The sequence below is a fragment of the Streptomyces sp. NPDC020742 genome (assembly GCF_040641675.1).
Lineage (GTDB): Bacteria > Actinomycetota > Actinomycetes > Streptomycetales > Streptomycetaceae > Streptomyces.
This window is the reverse complement of record NZ_JBFAEA010000001.1, coordinates 95,184-111,560: the sequence shown is the minus strand read 5'-3', so window position 1 is coordinate 111,560 and position 16,377 is coordinate 95,184. Positions and strand designations below refer to the sequence as shown.

General features: G+C 72.2%; 12 protein-coding genes and 2 pseudogenes. 7 read left to right on the top strand and 7 right to left on the bottom strand.

Annotation, left to right across the window (positions count from 1 at the left end; translation table 11 throughout):
* Positions 1 to 113: 113 nt before the first annotated feature.
* From AB0G84_RS00470 to AB0G84_RS00460, 3 genes are all read left to right on the top strand, one after another.
* Positions 114 to 1,154: a Gfo/Idh/MocA family oxidoreductase gene (locus AB0G84_RS00470; protein ID WP_361313364.1), complete on the top strand. Its 1,041-nt coding sequence runs from the start codon at positions 114 to 116 to the stop codon at positions 1,152 to 1,154.
* A 319-nt stretch (positions 1,155 to 1,473) separates the two neighbouring features.
* On the top strand, positions 1,474 to 1,668 hold the full coding sequence (locus tag AB0G84_RS00465; protein ID WP_361313362.1) for a MerR family transcriptional regulator: 195 nt from the start codon (positions 1,474 to 1,476) through the stop codon (positions 1,666 to 1,668).
* Between the two features lie 158 nt (positions 1,669 to 1,826).
* Positions 1,827 to 2,756: a 2-dehydropantoate 2-reductase gene (locus AB0G84_RS00460; protein WP_361313360.1), complete on the top strand. Its 930-nt coding sequence runs from the start codon at positions 1,827 to 1,829 to the stop codon at positions 2,754 to 2,756.
* Positions 2,757 to 2,805: 49 nt separating this feature from the next.
* Here the strand turns inward: AB0G84_RS00460 and AB0G84_RS00455 are convergent, their stop codons facing one another.
* Positions 2,806 to 3,891, bottom strand: coding sequence for a LacI family DNA-binding transcriptional regulator (locus tag AB0G84_RS00455; protein WP_361313358.1), 1,086 nt, complete (start codon positions 3,889 to 3,891; stop codon positions 2,806 to 2,808).
* 516 nt (positions 3,892 to 4,407) lie between these two features.
* Here AB0G84_RS00455 and AB0G84_RS00450 point away from each other — a divergent pair.
* From AB0G84_RS00450 to AB0G84_RS00440, 3 genes and pseudogenes are all read left to right on the top strand, one after another.
* A complete protein-coding gene (locus AB0G84_RS00450; protein ID WP_361313355.1) occupies positions 4,408 to 5,439 on the top strand; it encodes a Gfo/Idh/MocA family oxidoreductase in 1,032 nt (343 codons plus the stop codon).
* Positions 5,436 to 5,813 (top strand): annotated as a pseudogene (locus AB0G84_RS00445) (sulfite exporter TauE/SafE family protein); the annotation flags it as partial. The gene AB0G84_RS00450 and the pseudogene AB0G84_RS00445, both read left to right, overlap by 4 nt.
* A 621-nt stretch (positions 5,814 to 6,434) precedes the next feature.
* Positions 6,435 to 6,770 (top strand): annotated as a pseudogene (locus AB0G84_RS00440) (TSUP family transporter); the annotation flags it as partial.
* Between the two features lie 21 nt (positions 6,771 to 6,791).
* Here the strand turns inward: AB0G84_RS00440 and AB0G84_RS00435 are convergent.
* A complete protein-coding gene (locus AB0G84_RS00435) occupies positions 6,792 to 7,484 on the bottom strand; it encodes a DedA family protein (RefSeq protein ID WP_361313352.1) in 693 nt (230 codons plus the stop codon).
* Positions 7,485 to 7,836: 352 nt separating this feature from the next.
* On the opposite strand from AB0G84_RS00435, the gene AB0G84_RS00430 reads away from it, so the two are divergent.
* Positions 7,837 to 8,124 carry a heavy-metal-associated domain-containing protein gene (locus AB0G84_RS00430; RefSeq protein WP_361313350.1) on the top strand — a complete coding sequence of 96 codons (288 nt, stop codon included), beginning with the start codon at positions 7,837 to 7,839 and terminating at the stop codon, positions 8,122 to 8,124.
* Between the two features lie 757 nt (positions 8,125 to 8,881).
* On the opposite strand, the gene AB0G84_RS00425 is transcribed toward AB0G84_RS00430, so the two are convergent.
* The 5 genes from AB0G84_RS00425 to AB0G84_RS00405 form a co-directional block, all read right to left on the bottom strand.
* Positions 8,882 to 10,171 carry a citrate synthase gene (locus AB0G84_RS00425; RefSeq protein ID WP_361313348.1) on the bottom strand — a complete coding sequence of 430 codons (1,290 nt, stop codon included), beginning with the start codon at positions 10,169 to 10,171 and terminating at the stop codon, positions 8,882 to 8,884.
* A 177-nt stretch (positions 10,172 to 10,348) separates the two neighbouring features.
* Positions 10,349 to 12,688: an AAA family ATPase gene (locus AB0G84_RS00420; RefSeq protein WP_361313346.1), complete on the bottom strand. Its 2,340-nt coding sequence runs from the start codon at positions 12,686 to 12,688 to the stop codon at positions 10,349 to 10,351.
* Between the two features lie 293 nt (positions 12,689 to 12,981).
* Positions 12,982 to 13,893, bottom strand: a complete 912-nt coding sequence (locus AB0G84_RS00415; RefSeq protein ID WP_361313343.1) for a sugar phosphate isomerase/epimerase family protein — start codon at positions 13,891 to 13,893, stop codon at positions 12,982 to 12,984.
* Positions 13,890 to 15,032, bottom strand: a complete 1,143-nt coding sequence (locus tag AB0G84_RS00410) for a dihydrodipicolinate synthase family protein (RefSeq protein ID WP_361313340.1) — start codon at positions 15,030 to 15,032, stop codon at positions 13,890 to 13,892. Before AB0G84_RS00410 ends, AB0G84_RS00415 begins: the two co-directional genes overlap by 4 nt.
* Positions 15,029 to 16,180: a Gfo/Idh/MocA family oxidoreductase gene (locus AB0G84_RS00405; protein WP_361313337.1), complete on the bottom strand. Its 1,152-nt coding sequence runs from the start codon at positions 16,178 to 16,180 to the stop codon at positions 15,029 to 15,031. Before AB0G84_RS00405 ends, AB0G84_RS00410 begins: the two co-directional genes overlap by 4 nt.
* Between the last annotated feature and the right edge of the window lie 197 nt (positions 16,181 to 16,377).

The window sequence follows — 16,377 nt, the reverse complement described above, 5'->3', positions numbered from 1 at the left end:
CCGGCACGGGCCCCGGTGCGCCGGCCCCGAGGCCGGGCGCGGGTTCGCACTCGGCAGTACGCCACTCAGCAGCACCTACGTCACTCAGCAGCACACGAAAACGTGAGGACGACATGACTCCTTCCCACGGGACGCTCGGGACGGCCGGGACGCTCGGTGTGGCGGTCATCGGGACCGGCCGGATGGGCGCGGACCACGTGCGCCGGATCAACGAGGTGATCAGCGGCGCCCGGGTCGCGGCGGTGGCCGACATCGACGCGGCCCGGGTCAAGCACCTGGCCGACGGCATCGAGGGGTGCACCCCCTACACGGACCCGGCCGCCGCCATGGACGACCCCGCGGTGGACGCCGTACTGATCGCCTCTCCGGGCCCCGCGCACGAGGCGGCCCTGCTGGGCGCCTTCGCGCGCGACCTGCCCGTGCTGTGCGAGAAGCCGCTCACCCCGGACGCCGCTTCCGCGCTGCGCGTCCTGGAGGCCGAGCAGGCGCTGGGCCACCGCCGCGTCCAGGTGGGTTTCATGCGCCGCTACGACGCGGACTACCGCACCCTCAAGTCCTACCTGGACCGGGGCGCCTACGGCCGTCCACTGATGCTGCACAACCGGCACCGCAACGCCGACACCCCGCCCGGCTTCACCAACGCGATGATGATCAACGACTCGGTGGTGCACGAGATCGACACCACGCGCTGGCTGCTGGACGAGGAGATCACGGCCGTGCGGGTGCTGCGCCCGGCGCCCACGGGGAACGCGCCCGAGGGCCTCAGCGACCCGCAGCTGGTGCTCTTCGAGACCACCGGCGGTCAGATCGTCGACACCGAGATCTTCGTCAACTGCGGCTTCGGCTACCAGGTCGGCTGCGAGGCGGTCTGCGAGGGCGGCACCGCCCGGATCGGCGACGACCACGGGGTGTTCGTCAACAGCGGTGGCCGGTGGGGCGGTTCGATCGTCCCCGGCTTCGTGGAGCGCTTCGAGGAGGCCTACGACCGGCAGGTGCAGCTCTGGGTGAACGCCACCCGGCGCGGCGAGGTCGAGGGCCCCAGCTGCTGGGACGGTTACGCGGCGGCCGCGGTCTGCGAGGCCGGGGTACGGGCCCAGGCCACCGGCGAGCGGGTCCCGGTGGAGCTGATCGAGCGGCCGGCGCTGTACCGGTAGCGGAAGCGGTCGGTGCGGTGCGGTCCCGGTAGCGGACGCGGCCGGTGCGGCGCGGTCCCGGTTCCGTCCGCTACCCCGTACCGCCGGTGCGCATCCCCGCCCGCTCCTGCCGCCCCGTTCCACCCCTGTCACAGCCGTCCGTCCCGCGTCACAGCTGTCACCGTTACGCGGGTCTTCCGTCACAGCCGATCAACAGCCCCTCCCCGGCGGTCACTCCGTGTCGTTGTCCAGGCACAGGGTGAGTGATCACAGGCCGTACGCGGCACCCGTCCGGCTCCCCCGGACCGACCCTGCGTACGGCGCTCAGGAGGTGGCAGAGATGACCGACCGCAGGCTCTGGTCGTACAAGGAGATCGCCGCGCACATCCAGGTGCAGCCGGACACCGTGCGTTCGTACCGCAAGCACGGGCTGCTTCCGGATCCGGACCTGGTGGAAGGCGGTAAACCGTACTGGTACGCCGACACGGTCAGAGCGTGGGTGGCCCAGCGGCCCGGCCAGCGCGGCCGACGCTGACGCCGCCCCGCCCGCAACCGTCACTCGGGCCCCGGTGCCCGCGCCTCCACCGGGCGCGGGCACCGGGGCCCGACGGCGTCCGGCACGGTGTGCGGCGGCGTGCGGCGCCGCGCCCGCTCCACCCGCTCCATCCGCCCGGGCCGCTCTACGATCGTGGTATGCCCCAGGAATACCGGGCCGCAGCGCCCGCCCGGCTGGCGGTGATCGGTGCCGGTGCGATCGGCGGCTACACCGCCGCCCTCGCCCACTGGGCCGGGCTGGACGTCACCCTGTGCGTACGCACTCCGCTGGCCGGCCTGACCATCGAGAGCGACGGCACGGACCGGGCCGCGGCGGTACGGATCGCGACCGACCCGGCGCAGGTGACACCGGTCGACTGGGTGCTGCTGACCACTAAGGCACAGGACACCGCGGGTGCGCAGGGGTGGCTGCGCCGGCTGTGCGCCCCGGGGACCACCGTGGTGGTGCTCCAGAACGGCATCGGCCAGGAGGAGCGGGTGGCGCCGCTGGTTCCCCCGGGCACGGCCGTCCTCCCCACCGTCGTCTACATCTCGGCCGAGCGCACCGCACCGGGCCGGGTCCGGCACCACGTGGCCAGCGAACTGCACGTCCCCGAAGGGCCGTTGGCCGACCGGTTCGCCGCACTGCTGGCCGGCAGCGGTCTGCAGGTGCACCCCGTCCCGGACTTCCGCACCGCCGTGTGGCGCAAGCTGTTCACCAACCTCGCGGCCAACCCCCTCACCGCCCTCCTCCAGCAGCGGATGGAGGTGTTCGCCGACCCCGAGGTGGCGGCGCTGAGCCGCGATCTGCTGCGGGAGGCGGCCGAGGTCGCACGCGCCGAGGGGGCGCACATCGGCGCGGAGGACATCACCCGGACGCTGGAGCTATACGCCAAGGCGCCCCCGGGCGGCGGCTCCTCGATGCTTTACGACCGCCTCGCCGGACGGCCGATGGAGCACGAGTTCCTCACGGGTGCGGTGGTCAGGGCGGGCGAACGGCACGGCATCGCCACACCGTTGAACCGGATGCTGCTGACGCTGCTGAGGGCGGTGGACCGCGAACTGCGGGGCGGCGGCGGGCCGGTGTAGCGCGCGGCGGCGCGCCGTACGGGGCAGTCAGGCAGGTAGGCCGGGCAGGTCACACGGGGCGGGCCGGCCGGGGCGGGGCCGTGGAGCCTCTGATCTCCAGCTCCGGGGCGACGAGTTGCCGGTCGGCCGGGGCGGTGGGCCGGTCCATCCGGTCGAGCAGACAGCGCGCCGCCCGGCGGCCGACCTCATGGCTGGCGTTGTTGACCGAGTTCAGCCAGAGGTGGCGGATACGGGCGAGGTAGGTGTTGTCGTAGCCGACGAGGGAGAGGTCGGCGGGCACGTCGAGCCCCAGTTCCTGCGCGGCGGAGAGCACGCCGATGGCGGAGATGTCGTTGAACGCGAAGACGGCGGTGGGGCGTTCGGCGCCGCGCGCGGGGTTGAGCAGGCGCACGGCGGCCCGGTAGCCGCCCTCCTCGGTGCCGTCGCCGTTCGCGACGACGGCAGTGTCCTCCCAGCCGTGGTCGCGTACCGCGGCCTCGAAGCCGCGTCGGCGCAGCGCGCCGACCACGCCCTGCCCGGCGATATGGGCGAGCCTGCGGTGGCCCAGGGTGATGAGGTGCTCGGTGGCGAGCCGGGCGCCCCGCTCGTCGTCGTTGGCGACGATGTCGACGTGCGGCAGCCGGGGTTCGTGGTTGCCCGCGATGACGGTGGGCAGCCGCTCGGCGACCTCGGCCAGCCCGTCGGGGTCGGGCAGCGTGCCGACAACGACGATGCCGTCCACCCGCAGCTCCTGGAAGGTCCGGGCGAAGTCCTGGCCGGCCCGCCGGTCGAGCCGGCCGTCGGCCATCAGCATCCGCAGGCCGTGCGCCTGGAGCGGGGAGTTGAGGCCGTCCAGGACCTCGACGAACCAGGGGTTGCGCATATCGTTCAGCAGCACGCCGACGGTGTGCGTACGGCGCGCGACCAGGCTGCGGGCGGCGGCGTTCGGCCGGTACCCCAGCGCGTCGATGGCGTCCAGCACGGCCCGTCGCTTGGCCTCACTGACCCGCGGCGAGCCCTGCAGCACGAGCGACACCAGTGACTTGGAGACGCCGGCGCGCTCGGCGACGCCCCGGATGGTCGGAGGCCGCTCCTGGGACCGCTCATGGGACCGCTCATGGGACCGCTCTTGTGGCCGCTCGTTGGACCGTTCCATGAACGGAAATCCTTCCACCGGCTCAAGACCGACGTCAACGCATCGATCGCCCCCACACCGCCCGCACACCGCGCCCGCTAGGGAACTCGCTAGGGAGCCTCGCCATGGACCCGCTACGGGGCCTCGCCGTGGACCCGCTACAACCTCGCCGCGGCCCCACTACAGGCAAGCTGTTGGCATCCACCCCGCACGCGAGCCCCCTCGCCCCAGAGGGGTTGACATCCAGACATCTGGACATGCAGGGTGCGGGAACGAAGAATTGGACCGTTCCAATCTCTGCTCGCTCCACTCCCCGCCCGCCCTCCGGCGGCCGACCGCAGGCCCGGCCACCGCCCCGGCCAGCGCCCCGGCGTCCCCCGCTCCCCCCGGCCCCGCCCCACCCCTCTCCCCGGCCCCCAAACTTCCAGCGCCGCGCCGGGGTACGGCAGCCCCTCCCCCTTCCTGCCCCTTTCGCCTCTCCTGCCTCTCCTGCCTCTCTCGCCTCGCTTGCCTCCCCCTCCCGTGGAAGGACCCAGCATGAAGATCGGCCTCATCGGCACCGGGCGCATCGGCGCGTTCCACGCCCGGACCCTGCAGCGCATCCCCAGCGTCAGCGATCTCGTGGTGGCGGACGCCGACACCGTGCGGGCCGTGGCGCTGGCGGACACCCTTGGCGTACGGGCCGCCGCGGGCATCCCGGAGATGTACGCCGAGGGCCTAGACGGGGTGGTGATCACCGCCGCGACCAGCGCACACGCCGCGCTCATCCACCAGGCGCTGGATGCCGGGGTGCCGGTCTTCTGCGAGAAGCCGGTCGCACTGGACGTAGCGGGCACCCTCGGCGTCGTGGAACGGACGCGGGCCGGCTCCGTCCCGGTACAGATCGGCTTCCAGCGCCGCTTCGACGCCGGGTACCGCGCCGCCCGGGAGGCGCTGCGCTCCGGCGAGCTGGGCTGGCTGCACACACTGCGGGCCTGCACCAGTGACCGGACCCCTCCCCCCGCCGCGTTCATCCCCACCTCCGGCGGGCTGTTCCGGGACTGCTCGATCCATGACTTCGACATCCTGCGCTGGCTCACCGGCCGCGAGGTGGTGTCGGTCTACGCCCAGGGGGCGAACCGCGGTGCGCCCTTCTTCGCCGACGGCGACGACGTCGACACCTGTGCGGCGCTGCTGCGCTTCGACGACGACACCCTGGCGACCGTCACCGCGACCCGCTACAACGGCGCGGGCCATGACGTCCGACTGGAGGTCTGCGGCTCCGAGGGCGCCCGCTTCGTGGGGTTGGACGACCGTGCGCCGCTGCCCTCCGCGGAGCCGAAGCTGTCCTGGCGGCAGGCCGCGGACCCGTACGACTCCTTCATGGAGCGCTTCCATGACGCGTACGTCACCGAACTGGGCCGCTTCACCGAGGTCGCCGCGGGCCGTACGCCGAGCCCGTGCACGCCGGCGGACGCGCTGGAGGCGCTCTACGTCGCCGAGGCCTGCGAGCGCTCGCGGCGGACCGGCGCGCCGGTCACCCTGGCCGAGGTACGGGACACGGCCGGTCCGACGACCTCCGGCGGATGACCGACCTCGACGCCGGATCGCTGGGCGTCCTGCTGGTCGCCGCGCTGCTGGTGGGGGTCTCGAAGACCGCCATCAGCGGTGTCGGCGCGCTGAGCGTCGCCCTCTTCGCCGCCGTACTGCCCGCCAAAGAATCCACCGGCACCCTGCTGCCCCTACTCCTGGCCGGGGACGTGCTGGCCGTCCGGGCCTACCGGAAGCACGCCGACCGGTCCGCACTGATGCGGCTGATGCCGTCGGTCGCGGCCGGTGTCCTGTTGGGCGTGGGGTTCGTGGCCGTGGCCGATGACGCGGTCATCCGCCGCACGATCGGCGGCCTGCTGCTGACGATCGTGCTGCACCACCTATGGCGCCACCGGGGCTCGGTGCGACGCCGTCCTCATGGGCCCGTACGGCCCCCAGCTGGGACCCGTGGCGTACGGCATCGACGTGGCACTCGCGGCGTACGACATCGAGGCGGGACTCACGGCGTACGGCATCGACTCGGGACGCGCGGCGTACGGCACCGCCGGCGGCCAGCCGGCGCGGTGGACGCAGCCACTGTGGCGGCCACAGCCGCGAGCGCAAGGCCCCTCGCCCCCGGCCCCGAGGGGGCACCGGGCACACCGGTCGCCCACGACTCCCCGGCCACCGGCCCAGGCCCCGATCACGCTCCGAGCCCGTCACCCACCGACGATGTCCCCGTCGCCAACGCTCCCCCGGCCACCGGCACTTCCCCCACGGGCACCGCAATCGCATCCGGCACGGGCACTGCCACCGGCACAGGCACCGGACCGGAATCGGACACCGGACCGGACACGGGCGCTGGGCCACACACGGACCGTGGCCCTGACACCAGCCCCGGCCTGGGCACGAACGCCGACCCGGACGCGAGCGCCGGCCCGGACACGAACGCCGACCCGGACACGGACGACGCGCGGGACACGGACGACGCGCGAGACAGGGACGGCGCGCCGGACACGGGTGTGGCGGCCGGGCGCCTTCGGCCTGCGCACACAGTGTCCTTCGGACTGGTCGCCGGTTTCGCCACCATGGTCGCCAACGCGGGCGGCCCCGCGATGTCGCTCTACCTCCTCTCGTCGGGCTTCACCATGCTCGGGTTCCTGGGGACGGGTGCGTGGTTCTTCCTCCTCATCAATCTCTTCAAGCTGCCGTTCAGCATCGGGCTGGGGCTGATCACTCCCGATGCGCTCGCCCTGGATGCGGTGCTGCTGCTCGCCGTGCCCGTCGGCGCGCTCGTCGGGCGGGCTCTGGTGCACCGCATCCATCAGGTTCTCTTCAACCAGCTGGTGCTCCTCTTCACCGCACTGTCCAGCCTCAACCTCCTCCGCTGACACGGGAAACCTACCCACCCATCACTCTGCGTAATCACGCGCGGAGGAATGACCGACGCCGGTGCCCGCAGCCCGGTCGCCGCAGCTCTCGCCGTCCCGCTCGCCGTCCCGCTCACCGCCCCCCGCCGGCCGCTCCGGCCGCTCCGACCGCTCCGACCGCTCCCGCAGCGCACGCCGCCGGGCCACCCACTGGATCACCACCCCGACTGCGGCGACCGCACAGGAGACCCCCAGGCCGACACCGGCGGCATAGAGCCGGTCATGGGCCGCCGCACTGCCGAGGTAGCCGAGGCCGACGGAGTAGGTGGCCCAGGTCAGCTCGGCGATACCGGCGCCGAGCGCGTACTTGCGGAGCGGGTAGCGCAGCACCCCGGAGGCCAGCGCCCCGGCGATGCGGCCGCTGGGCAGGAACCGCACGGCGATCACGAACGGGACGCCGTAACGCTGGATGTGCTGCGAGGTCCAGTCCAACAGCGCCCGGCGGCGGGGATTGCGTCGCATCCAGCGCCGCACGGGCGCACCGAACCGCCGCGCGGCCAGATACATCAGCAGGTCCCCGAACAGGGCGCTGCCGGCGACGAGCAGCAGGACCTGCGGGAGGAAGAGCTGCCCCTGGGAGGCGAGCACCCCGACGGAGACCAGCAGCGCGGAGTTGGGGACCAGCGGCGGCAGCGTCGTGAGCACCAGCAGGCCGTAGAGGGCGAGTACGTCCATCCGGCCGCCTCCTCGGATCCGCCCCCGAGTCCGTACCCCCAAGGCTGACGCGGGCGGGAGGACGTGGCAACGCGATCCAGGGGCGGAGGGTTGGCACATACCCCCTAGGGGTATAAAGTGGCACCGATTCAAGGGCGCCGGAAGTCACATGAGCCGCACACGCCCATCGAGCACTCAGGCACTCAGGCACTCAGGCACTCAGGCACCAACACCCAACGCCTGATACCCAACCCCGGCACCCGACGTCCGACGCCCGACACTCGTACACCTGGCGCCCGCGCGCCGGGCATCCGAGGCATCATCGGCACCACGCACAGATCTCACGCACCACAGGCACCAAGGAGAATCCCCCATGACCAAGAACAGCTCCTGCTGCACCCCGGAAGGCTCCTGCGGCTCCGGCGACACCGACGTCCAGGTCGGCGAGGTGACCACCACGTACCGGGTGACCGGGATGACCTGTGGGCACTGCGAGGGTGCGGTGGTGTCCGAGGTCGGCGAGATTCCCGGTGTCAGCTCGGTGCAGGCGGTCGCGACCACCGGCCTGGTGACCGTCACCTCCAAGGCGCCCCTGGACGAGGAAGCCCTGCGCGCCGCCATCGACGAGGCCGGCTACGAACTGGTGGGCCAGGCGGTCTGACCACCCAGCGCCGCGCCGCCCAAGGCGGCGGACTTTCACACATCACTTACAACTGACACAACACCCCCACCTTGGGGCGCAACACCCATACCCCTGGTACGCGATCTCCAGATGGCGCCCCTTGACCGCATTCGCCCTCATATGGCAAGAGACGCAGATCACACTCATGGGAACGTAACCATTGAGGGGGGTCGCGAGTCTAACCGTGCAGTGCAAGCGCTTCGACGGCGCTTGCACAGCACAGGCCGTGCAGATCTTGGGGGATCGTGCGCGGCAACGCGTGGCCGGGGCGACGTGCCCGGGGAGCTTTGAGCGGCCCTCCCGATGTGCGCGTCCCGGCAGAGCGCGGTGCGACCCTGAGCGCCCGGACGGATCCCGTGGGGGGAATCCAACCGGGAAAAGGAAGTGCCCCGCTCTCTGGACCCGTGGGGGGATCCGGAGGCGGGGCGCTTTCGTGTGCGCGCAGCGGCGGTCCGCCCGCGCACCACCGGTCGACGACCCGTGCGCCCACCGAGGGCCGACCACGTCGTACGACCCGAGCGACCCGCCACGTCGTACGACCCGAGCGGCGGCCACGCATGCACCCGGCCGGGGGCCACGCACACACCGGCCGCACGAGCCGGCGCGCCCGTAAGCCGTCCGGCGCGCCCGTAAAGCCATAAGGCCGCCGGCCCAGGAGGGGCGGCGGCCCAGTCCGGCGGCCCACCACCCCAGGGGCGGCACAGCGGCCGGTGGTGGCCCTTTCGGGGCCGATTGGTCAGCGCTGCTCGACCGGCACGAAGTCGCGCTCGATGACGCCGGTGTAGATCTGCCGCGGGCGGCCGATGCGGGAACCGGGCTCCTTGATCATCTCGTGCCACTGGGCGATCCAACCGGGCAGCCGGCCGAGCGCGAAGAGCACGGTGAACATCTCGGTCGGGAAGCCCATGGCCCGGTAGATCAGGCCGGTGTAGAAGTCGACGTTGGGGTAGAGCTTACGCGAGACGAAGTAGTCGTCGGAGAGCGCGTGCTCCTCCAGCTTGAGGGCGATGTCCAGCAGCTCGTCGGACTTGCCGAGCGCGGAGAGGACATCGTGCGCCGCCGCCTTGATGATCTTCGCCCGGGGGTCGAAGTTCTTGTAGACGCGGTGCCCGAAGCCCATCAGCTTCACGCCGTCTTCCTTGTTCTTCACCTTGCGGATGAAGGCGTCGACGTCGCCGCCCTCGCGCTGGATGCGCTCCAGCATCTCCAGCACCGACTGGTTGGCGCCGCCGTGCAGGGGGCCCCACAGGGCGTTGATGCCGGCCGAGATCGAGGCGAAGAGGTTCGCCTGCGAGGAGCCCACCAGGCGGACGGTGGAGGTCGAGCAGTTCTGCTCGTGGTCGGCGTGCAGGATCAGCAGCTTGTCCAGGGCGCTGACCACGACCGGGTCGAGTTCGTAGTCGGCGGCGGGCACCGAGAAGGTCATCCGCAGGAAGTTCTCGACGTACCCGAGGTCGTTGCTCGGGTAGACGACCGGGTGGCCGACCGACTTCTTGAAGGCGTACGCGGCGATCGTCGGGAGCTTGGCCAGCAGCCGGATCGTGGAGATGTGGCGCTGCTTCTCGTCGAACGGGTTGTGGCTGTCCTGGTAGAACGTCGACAGCGCGCTGACCACCGACGACAGCATGGCCATCGGGTGGGCGTCCCGGGGGAAGCCGTCGTAGAAGCGCTTGACGTCCTCGTGGAGCAGGGTGTGGTAGGTGATGTCCTGCTTGAAGTTCGCCAGCTCATCGACGGTGGGCAGCTCGCCGTTGATGAGGAGGTACGCGGTCTCGACGAACGTGCTGCGCTCTGCGAGCTGCTCGATCGGGTACCCGCGGTAACGAAGAATTCCCTGCTCACCGTCGAGATAGGTGATCGCGGATTTGTACGCCGCGGTGTTGCCGTAACCGGAGTCCAGGGTCACCAGACCGGTCTGGGCGCGCAGCTTCGAGATGTCGAAGCCCTTGTCGCCGACCGTGCTGTCGACGATCGGGTAGCTGTATTCGCCGTCCCCGTAACGCAGTACTACAGAGTTGTCGCTCACGTCATCCCTCACCGACGTTGTGCCTCTTCTTCGAGGTGCCCTGACTGCCTATACCTTCCCCCATTTGGACCTTGGATGTGCACTCGGGGTCGGCCATAGGGCCTCATCGCGGCACTCAGTGCCGCGTCAGCGCCCCATCCTGCTCCCCTTCGCCCCGTTTGGGAAAGAGGAGTGACATCACATCGCTCCGGCGAGCCGGTGAGCCAGCGCCGTACACCGCCGACCGGCGGATACCGTGCGTACGGCCTGCCCGAGGGCCTTACGGGAGCCGACCAGCACCACCAGGCGCTTTGCCCGGGTCACGGCCGTATACAACAAATTGCGCTGGAGCATCATCCAGGCACTTGTGGTGACCGGAATCACCACCGCTGGATACTCACTACCCTGCGAGCGATGGATCGTCACGGCATAGGCGTGTGCGAGTTCGTCGAGTTCGTCGAAGTCGTAGGGGACCTCCTCGTCCTCGTCGGTGAGCACCGTCAGCCGCTGCTCGACCGTGTCCAGGGACGTGACCACCCCGACCGTCCCGTTGAAGACGCCATTGCGGCCCTTTTCGTAGTTGTTCCTGACCTGGGTGACCTTGTCCCCCACGCGGAAGACCCGGCCGCCGAAGCGCCGCTCGGGCAGGTCGGGGCGGGCGGGGGTGACGGCCTGCTGGAGGAGGCCGTTCAGCGCGCCGGCACCGGCCGGGCCGCGGTGCATCGGGGTCAGCACCTGGACGTCCCGGCGCGGGTCGAGGCCGAACTTCGCCGGGATGCGGCGGGCCGCCACATCGACGGCCAGCCGCCCGGCCTCCTCATTGTCCTCCTCCGCGAAGAGGAAGAAGTCCGCGAGCCCGCTCGTCAGGGGCGGCACGCCGGAATTGATCCGGTGCGCGTTGGTGACCACGCCCGACTGCTGGGCCTGCCGGAAGATCCTGGTCAGCCGCACCGCGGGCACCGTCCCACCCGCCACCCGGCCGCCGTTCTTCCCCGACGCTCCGCCGGACTCCGTACGGTCCGAAGCCCTCCCGGACTCCGTACGGTCCGACGCTCCCCCTGGCTCCGCTCCGGGGGACTCCGCTCGCGCGGCCCCGCTCCCGGCCAGCAGGTCCCGCAGCACCTCGCCGGCCCCGACGGACGGCAGCTGGTCGACGTCGCCAACCAGGAGCAGGTGGGCGCCCGGCGGCACCGCCTTGACGAGCTTGTTGGCCAGCAGGAGGTCCAGCATGGATGCCTCGTCGACCACGACCAGATCGGCGTCGAGCGGCCGGTCGGCGTCGTAGGCGGCGTCCCCGCCGGGCTTGAGCTCCAGCAGACGGTGAACGGTGGAGGCCTCCGCACCGGTCAGCTCCGAGAGCCGCTTGGCCGCCCGGCCGGTGGGCGCCGCCAGGACGACCTTGGCCTTCTTGGCGCGCGCCAGCTCGACCACGGACCGGACCGTGAAGGACTTGCCGCAGCCCGGTCCGCCGGTGAGCACCGCGACCTTCTCCGTCAGCGCCAGCCGCACCGCCGCCTGCTGCTCGGGCGCCAGCTCGGCGCCCGTGCGGCGCGCCAGCCACGTCAGCGCCTTGTCCCAGTCGACGTCCCGGAACGCCGGCATCCGGTCCTCGTCCGTCCGCAGCAGCCGGGTCAGCCGCCCGGCGAGGGAGATCTCGGCGCGGTGGAAGGGCACCAGATAGACGGCGGTGACGGGGGTGCCGTCCTCGCCCGCCGGGACCTTCTCGCGCACCACCCCCTCCGGATCGGCGGCCAGCTCCCCCAGGCAGTCGATGACCAGGCCGGTGTCCACCTGGAGCAACTTCACCGCGTCGGCGATCAGTTGCTCCTCGGGCAGGAAGCAGTGGCCCTGGTCGGTGGACTGCGACAGCGCGTACTGCAGCCCGGCCTTGACCCGGTCCGGGCTGTCGTGCGGGATGCCGACGGACTGGGCGATCCGGTCGGCGGTCAGGAAGCCGATGCCCCAGACGTCGGCGGCCAGGCGGTAGGGCTGGTTGCGGACGACGGAGATCGAGGCGTCCCCGTACTTCTTGTAGATCCGTACGGCGATGGACGTGGACACGCCGACGCCCTGGAGGAAGACCATGACCTCCTTGATGGCCTTCTGCTCCTCCCAGGCCGCGCCGATCAGCTTTGTCCTCTTGGGGCCCAGGCCCGGCACCTCGACCAGGCGCCCGGGCTCCTGCTCGATGACGTCGAGGGTGTCGGTGCCGAAGTGCTCGACGATGCGGTCGGCGATCCGCGGGCCGATGCCCTTGATCAGGCCGGACCCCAGGTAGCGACGGATGCCCTGGATCGTGGCCGGCAGCACCGTCGTGTAATTGTCCACCTGGAACTGTTTGCCGAATTGCGGATGGGAGCCCCAGCGCCCCTCCATCCGCAGCGACTCCCCCGGCTGCGCGCCCAGCAGCGCGCCCACGACGGTCAGCAGGTCGCCCGAGCCCCGGCCCGTGTCGACCCGTGCGACGGTGTAGCCGTTGTCCTCGTTGGCGTAGGTGATCCGCTCCAGGACCCCTTCCATCACGGCTGTGTTGACCATGCCACGACGGTACCGCCGGGGTACGACAGTGCGCCGGGGAGACGGCTCCCGGGCGGCGGGCGGCAGGTCGCCGGAGAGCCGGCCGGGCCCGGCGCGGATCGCCGTCGGAGGCACCATCGAGGGGCCCGTCCGATGCTCGGGCCCCTCGATTCCCCCTCCGCGCCGGTCCCGGATCCCCCCCCGGGTCCCTCCCCCTTGCGGGACCAGCGTCAGCTATGACCTCCGGGGGCGGCCAACGGTTGCACCTCGACGCAGAGTTCTTCCCCCGTCACCGGAAGTGCGATGGTCACTTCTCACCCGAGGTGGGTGCGGAAGCGGTCCACGACCTCGGCCAGCACCTCACCGCCGTCCCGCGCCCACAAGGCGGGGTTGAAGATCTCCACCTCGATCGGCCCCCGGTAGCCGGCCGCCTCGACCCGGGCGCGGAACCACCGCAGGTCCACCGATCCGTCGCCCAGTTGCCCGCGGCCCAGGAGGGCACCCTCGGGCAGCGGGGTGACCCAGTCGGCCAGCTGGAAGGCGGCGATCCGCGGACCGCCGCGGCCCCGGGGGCCGCCGCCGGCCCGGTCGATCTGGGGGCCGGCGGTGTCGTCCCACCACAGGTGGTAGGTGTCGATGACCACGCCCACTTGGTCGGCGGGGAACCGCTCGGCGAGGTCCAGTGCCTGCGCCAGGGTGGAGACCACACAGCGGTCCGCCGCGTACATCGGGTGCAGCGGTTCGACGGCGAGCCGGACGCCCCGCTCCGCGGCGTACGGCGCCAGTTCGGCGAGCGCGTCGGCGATCCGCTCCCGGGCGCCGACCAGGTCCCGGCTGCCGGCCGGCAGTCCGCCGGAGACCAGGACGAGGGTGTCCGTCCCCAGGGTGGCGGCCTCGTCGAGGGCCGCCCGGTTGTCGTCCAGCGCCGCCGCGCGCTCACCGGGGTCCAGGGCGGTGACGAACCCTCCGCGGCACAGACTGGTGACCCGCAGCCCGGCGTCCCGCATCAGCCGGGCGGCGGCGGCCACCCCGTACTGCCGGACCGGTGCGCGCCACAGGCCCACACCCCGTACGCCCGCCCGTGCGCAGCCGTCGGCCAGTTCGGGCAGCGTCCACTGGCGGACGGTCTCCTGGTTGAGGCTCAGACGGGCGAGGAGGGCATCGGAGTCCGGCGGTGGGGGCGGCAGCGGGGACGGTGCTGCGGACCGTGGGGTGCGGGGGCTCATACGGGGGTGTCCCTCCTCGTGGGGTCCGCACCATGCAGCGCGATCAGGGTGCGCATCCGGGCCGCGGCCCGCTCGGGGTCGGGGAACAGGCCCAGCCCGTCGGCGAGTTCATGGACGCGGCGCAGATGGGGCAGCGAACGCGCCGACTGCAGACCGCCGACCATGGTGAAGTGCGTCTGGTGGCCGGCCAGCCAGGCCAGCAGGACGATGCCGGTCTTGTAGTAGCGGGTGGGCGCCCGGAACAGGTGGCGGGACAGCGCCACCGTCGGGTCCAGGGCGGCTCGGAAAGCGGTGGCCCCCTCGGGGCCGGGGGTGTCCAGGTGGCGCACGGCCGCGGCGGCCAAAGGGGCGAGCGGGTCGAAGATGCCCAACAGGGCGTGGCTGAAGCCGTGGTCGTCGCCGGCGATCAGTTCGGGGTAGTGGAAGTCGTCACCCGTGTAACAGCGCACGGTCCCCGGCAGCCGCCGGCGCAGCCGTACTTCGCGGCCGGCGTCCAAGAGGGAGACCTTGACGCCGTCCACCTTGCCGGGATGCGCGTGGACGATCCGGAGGAAGGTCTCGGTGGCGGTGTCGGGGTCCGCGCTGCCCCAGTAGCCGTCCAGCGCCGGGTCGAACATCGGGCCGAGCCAGTGCAGGATCACCGGGCCGGAGGCCTGCCGGAGGAGGTGGCCGTAGAGCTCCAGGTAGTCCTCCGGGCCGGTGGCGGCCGCGGCGAGCTGCCGGGAGGCCATCAGGACGGGCCGGGCCCCGGCGCCCTCGATGAGCCCGAGCTGCTCCTCGTAGGCGGCCCGGATGTCCGCCAAGGTGCCCCCGTGGGGCGGCAGTTGGTCGGTGCCCGCCCCACAGGCGAGCAGGCCGCCGACCGCCCGGGCCTCGGCGGCGGAGCGCCGGATCAGCTCGGCGGCGGTGCCCCAGTCCAGGCCCATACCGCGCTGGGCGGTGTCCATCGCCTCGGCCACGCCCAGGCCGTGCGACCACAGGTGGTGCCGGAAGGCGAGGGTGGCGTCCCAGTCGAGGGCGGGCGGGCCATCCGGGGTGGTGTCGGCGAGCGGATCGGCGACCACATGGGCGGCGGCGAAGACGGTACGGGCGCGCAGTCGTGGCCCCCCGGGGGCGGGCGGGTGCGCCGGCGCGGTCACCGGGGCAGCTCCGGCACAGCCAGCCGGCGGCCCTGCGCCGAGGAGCGCACGCCCAGTTCGGCGAGCTGGACGCCGCGGGCGCCGGCCGCCAGGTCCCAGCGCCAGGGCTCGTCGCACACGACGTGCCGCAGGAACAGTTCCCACTGCGCCTTGAACCCGTTGTCGAAGTCGGTGTTGTCGGGCACCTGTTGCCACTGGTCGCGGAAGGAGCCGGCCACCGGGAGGTCCGGGTTCCAGACCGGCCTGGGGGTGGCGGAGCGGTGCTGGATGCGGCAGTGGCGCAGCCCGGCGACGGCCGAGCCCTCGGTGCCGTCCACCTGGAACTCGACGAGTTCGTCGCGGTGGACCCGCACCGCCCAGGAGGAGTTGATCTGCGCGATGATGCCGCCGTCCAGGCCGAAGACGGCGTAGGCGGCGTCGTCGGCGGTGGCCTCGTAGGGGGCGCCCGCCTCGTCCCAACGGCGCGGGATGTGGGTAGACAGCTGCGCCTGGACGGTTCTGACCGGCCCGAACAGCTCGTGCAGGACGTACTCCCAGTGCGGGAACATATCGGCCGCAATGCCCCCGCCATCCTCGGCGCGGTAGTTCCACGAGGGGCGCTGCGCGGGCTGCCAGTCGCCCTCGAAGACCCAGTAGCCGAACTCGCCCCGTACGGACAGGAGGCGGCCGAAGAAGCCGCCCTCGACGAGGCGGCGGAGCTTGCGCAGACCGGGCAGGAACAGCTTGTCCTGGACGACGCCGTTCTTGACGCCCGCTTCCTCGGCGAGCCGGGCCAGCTCCAGCGCGGTGGCGAGGTCGCCGGCGGTGGGCTTCTCCACATAGAGGTGCTTTCCGGCGGCGATCGCCTTCCTGACGGCTGCGGCGCGGGCGGTGGTGGCCTGTGCGTCGAAGTAGATGTCGAGGGTGTCGTCGGCGAGGACCGCGTCGAGGTCGCAGCTCCAGCTCTCCAGGCCGTGGCGTTCGGCGAGCGCGCGCAGCCTGTCCGGGCTGCGGCCGACGAGCACCGGCTCCGGCCAGATGACGGTGCCGTCGGCCAGGGCGAGGCCGCCCTGTTCGCGCAGGGCGAGGAGGGAGCGGACCAGGTGCTGACGGTGTCCCATGCGTCCGGTCACGCCGTTCATGGCGATGCGTACGGTCCTGCGTGTCATGGCCCGGCCTCTCTCGCCCGCGGCGGGGCGGGGTGCGATGGCAGGTGCGATGGCGGGGTGCTGGCGGGGAGCTGGCGGGGTGCTGGCGGGGTGCTGGCGGTTGGCGCGCCTGGGTGGGTGCGGTGAGGTGAGGTGCAAGGGGCCTATATGGGCCGCAGGCGCTCTCCGCGGGGACGCTAGCTTGCGCGACGAGGCGC

Coding starts and splice junctions, on each gene's coding strand:
- AB0G84_RS00470 (WP_361313364.1), top strand. CDS start 114: ATGACTCCTTCCCACGGGACGCTCGGGACGGCCGGGACGCTCGGTGTG.
- AB0G84_RS00465 (WP_361313362.1), top strand. CDS start 1,474: ATGACCGACCGCAGGCTCTGGTCGTACAAGGAGATCGCCGCGCACATC.
- AB0G84_RS00415 (WP_361313343.1), bottom strand. CDS start 13,893: ATGAGCCCCCGCACCCCACGGTCCGCAGCACCGTCCCCGCTGCCGCCC.
- AB0G84_RS00460 (WP_361313360.1), top strand. CDS start 1,827: ATGCCCCAGGAATACCGGGCCGCAGCGCCCGCCCGGCTGGCGGTGATC.
- AB0G84_RS00405 (WP_361313337.1), bottom strand. CDS start 16,180: ATGACACGCAGGACCGTACGCATCGCCATGAACGGCGTGACCGGACGC.
- AB0G84_RS00435 (WP_361313352.1), bottom strand. CDS start 7,484: ATGGACGTACTCGCCCTCTACGGCCTGCTGGTGCTCACGACGCTGCCG.
- AB0G84_RS00420 (WP_361313346.1), bottom strand. CDS start 12,688: ATGGTCAACACAGCCGTGATGGAAGGGGTCCTGGAGCGGATCACCTAC.
- AB0G84_RS00450 (WP_361313355.1), top strand. CDS start 4,408: ATGAAGATCGGCCTCATCGGCACCGGGCGCATCGGCGCGTTCCACGCC.
- AB0G84_RS00455 (WP_361313358.1), bottom strand. CDS start 3,891: ATGGAACGGTCCAACGAGCGGCCACAAGAGCGGTCCCATGAGCGGTCC.
- AB0G84_RS00430 (WP_361313350.1), top strand. CDS start 7,837: ATGACCAAGAACAGCTCCTGCTGCACCCCGGAAGGCTCCTGCGGCTCC.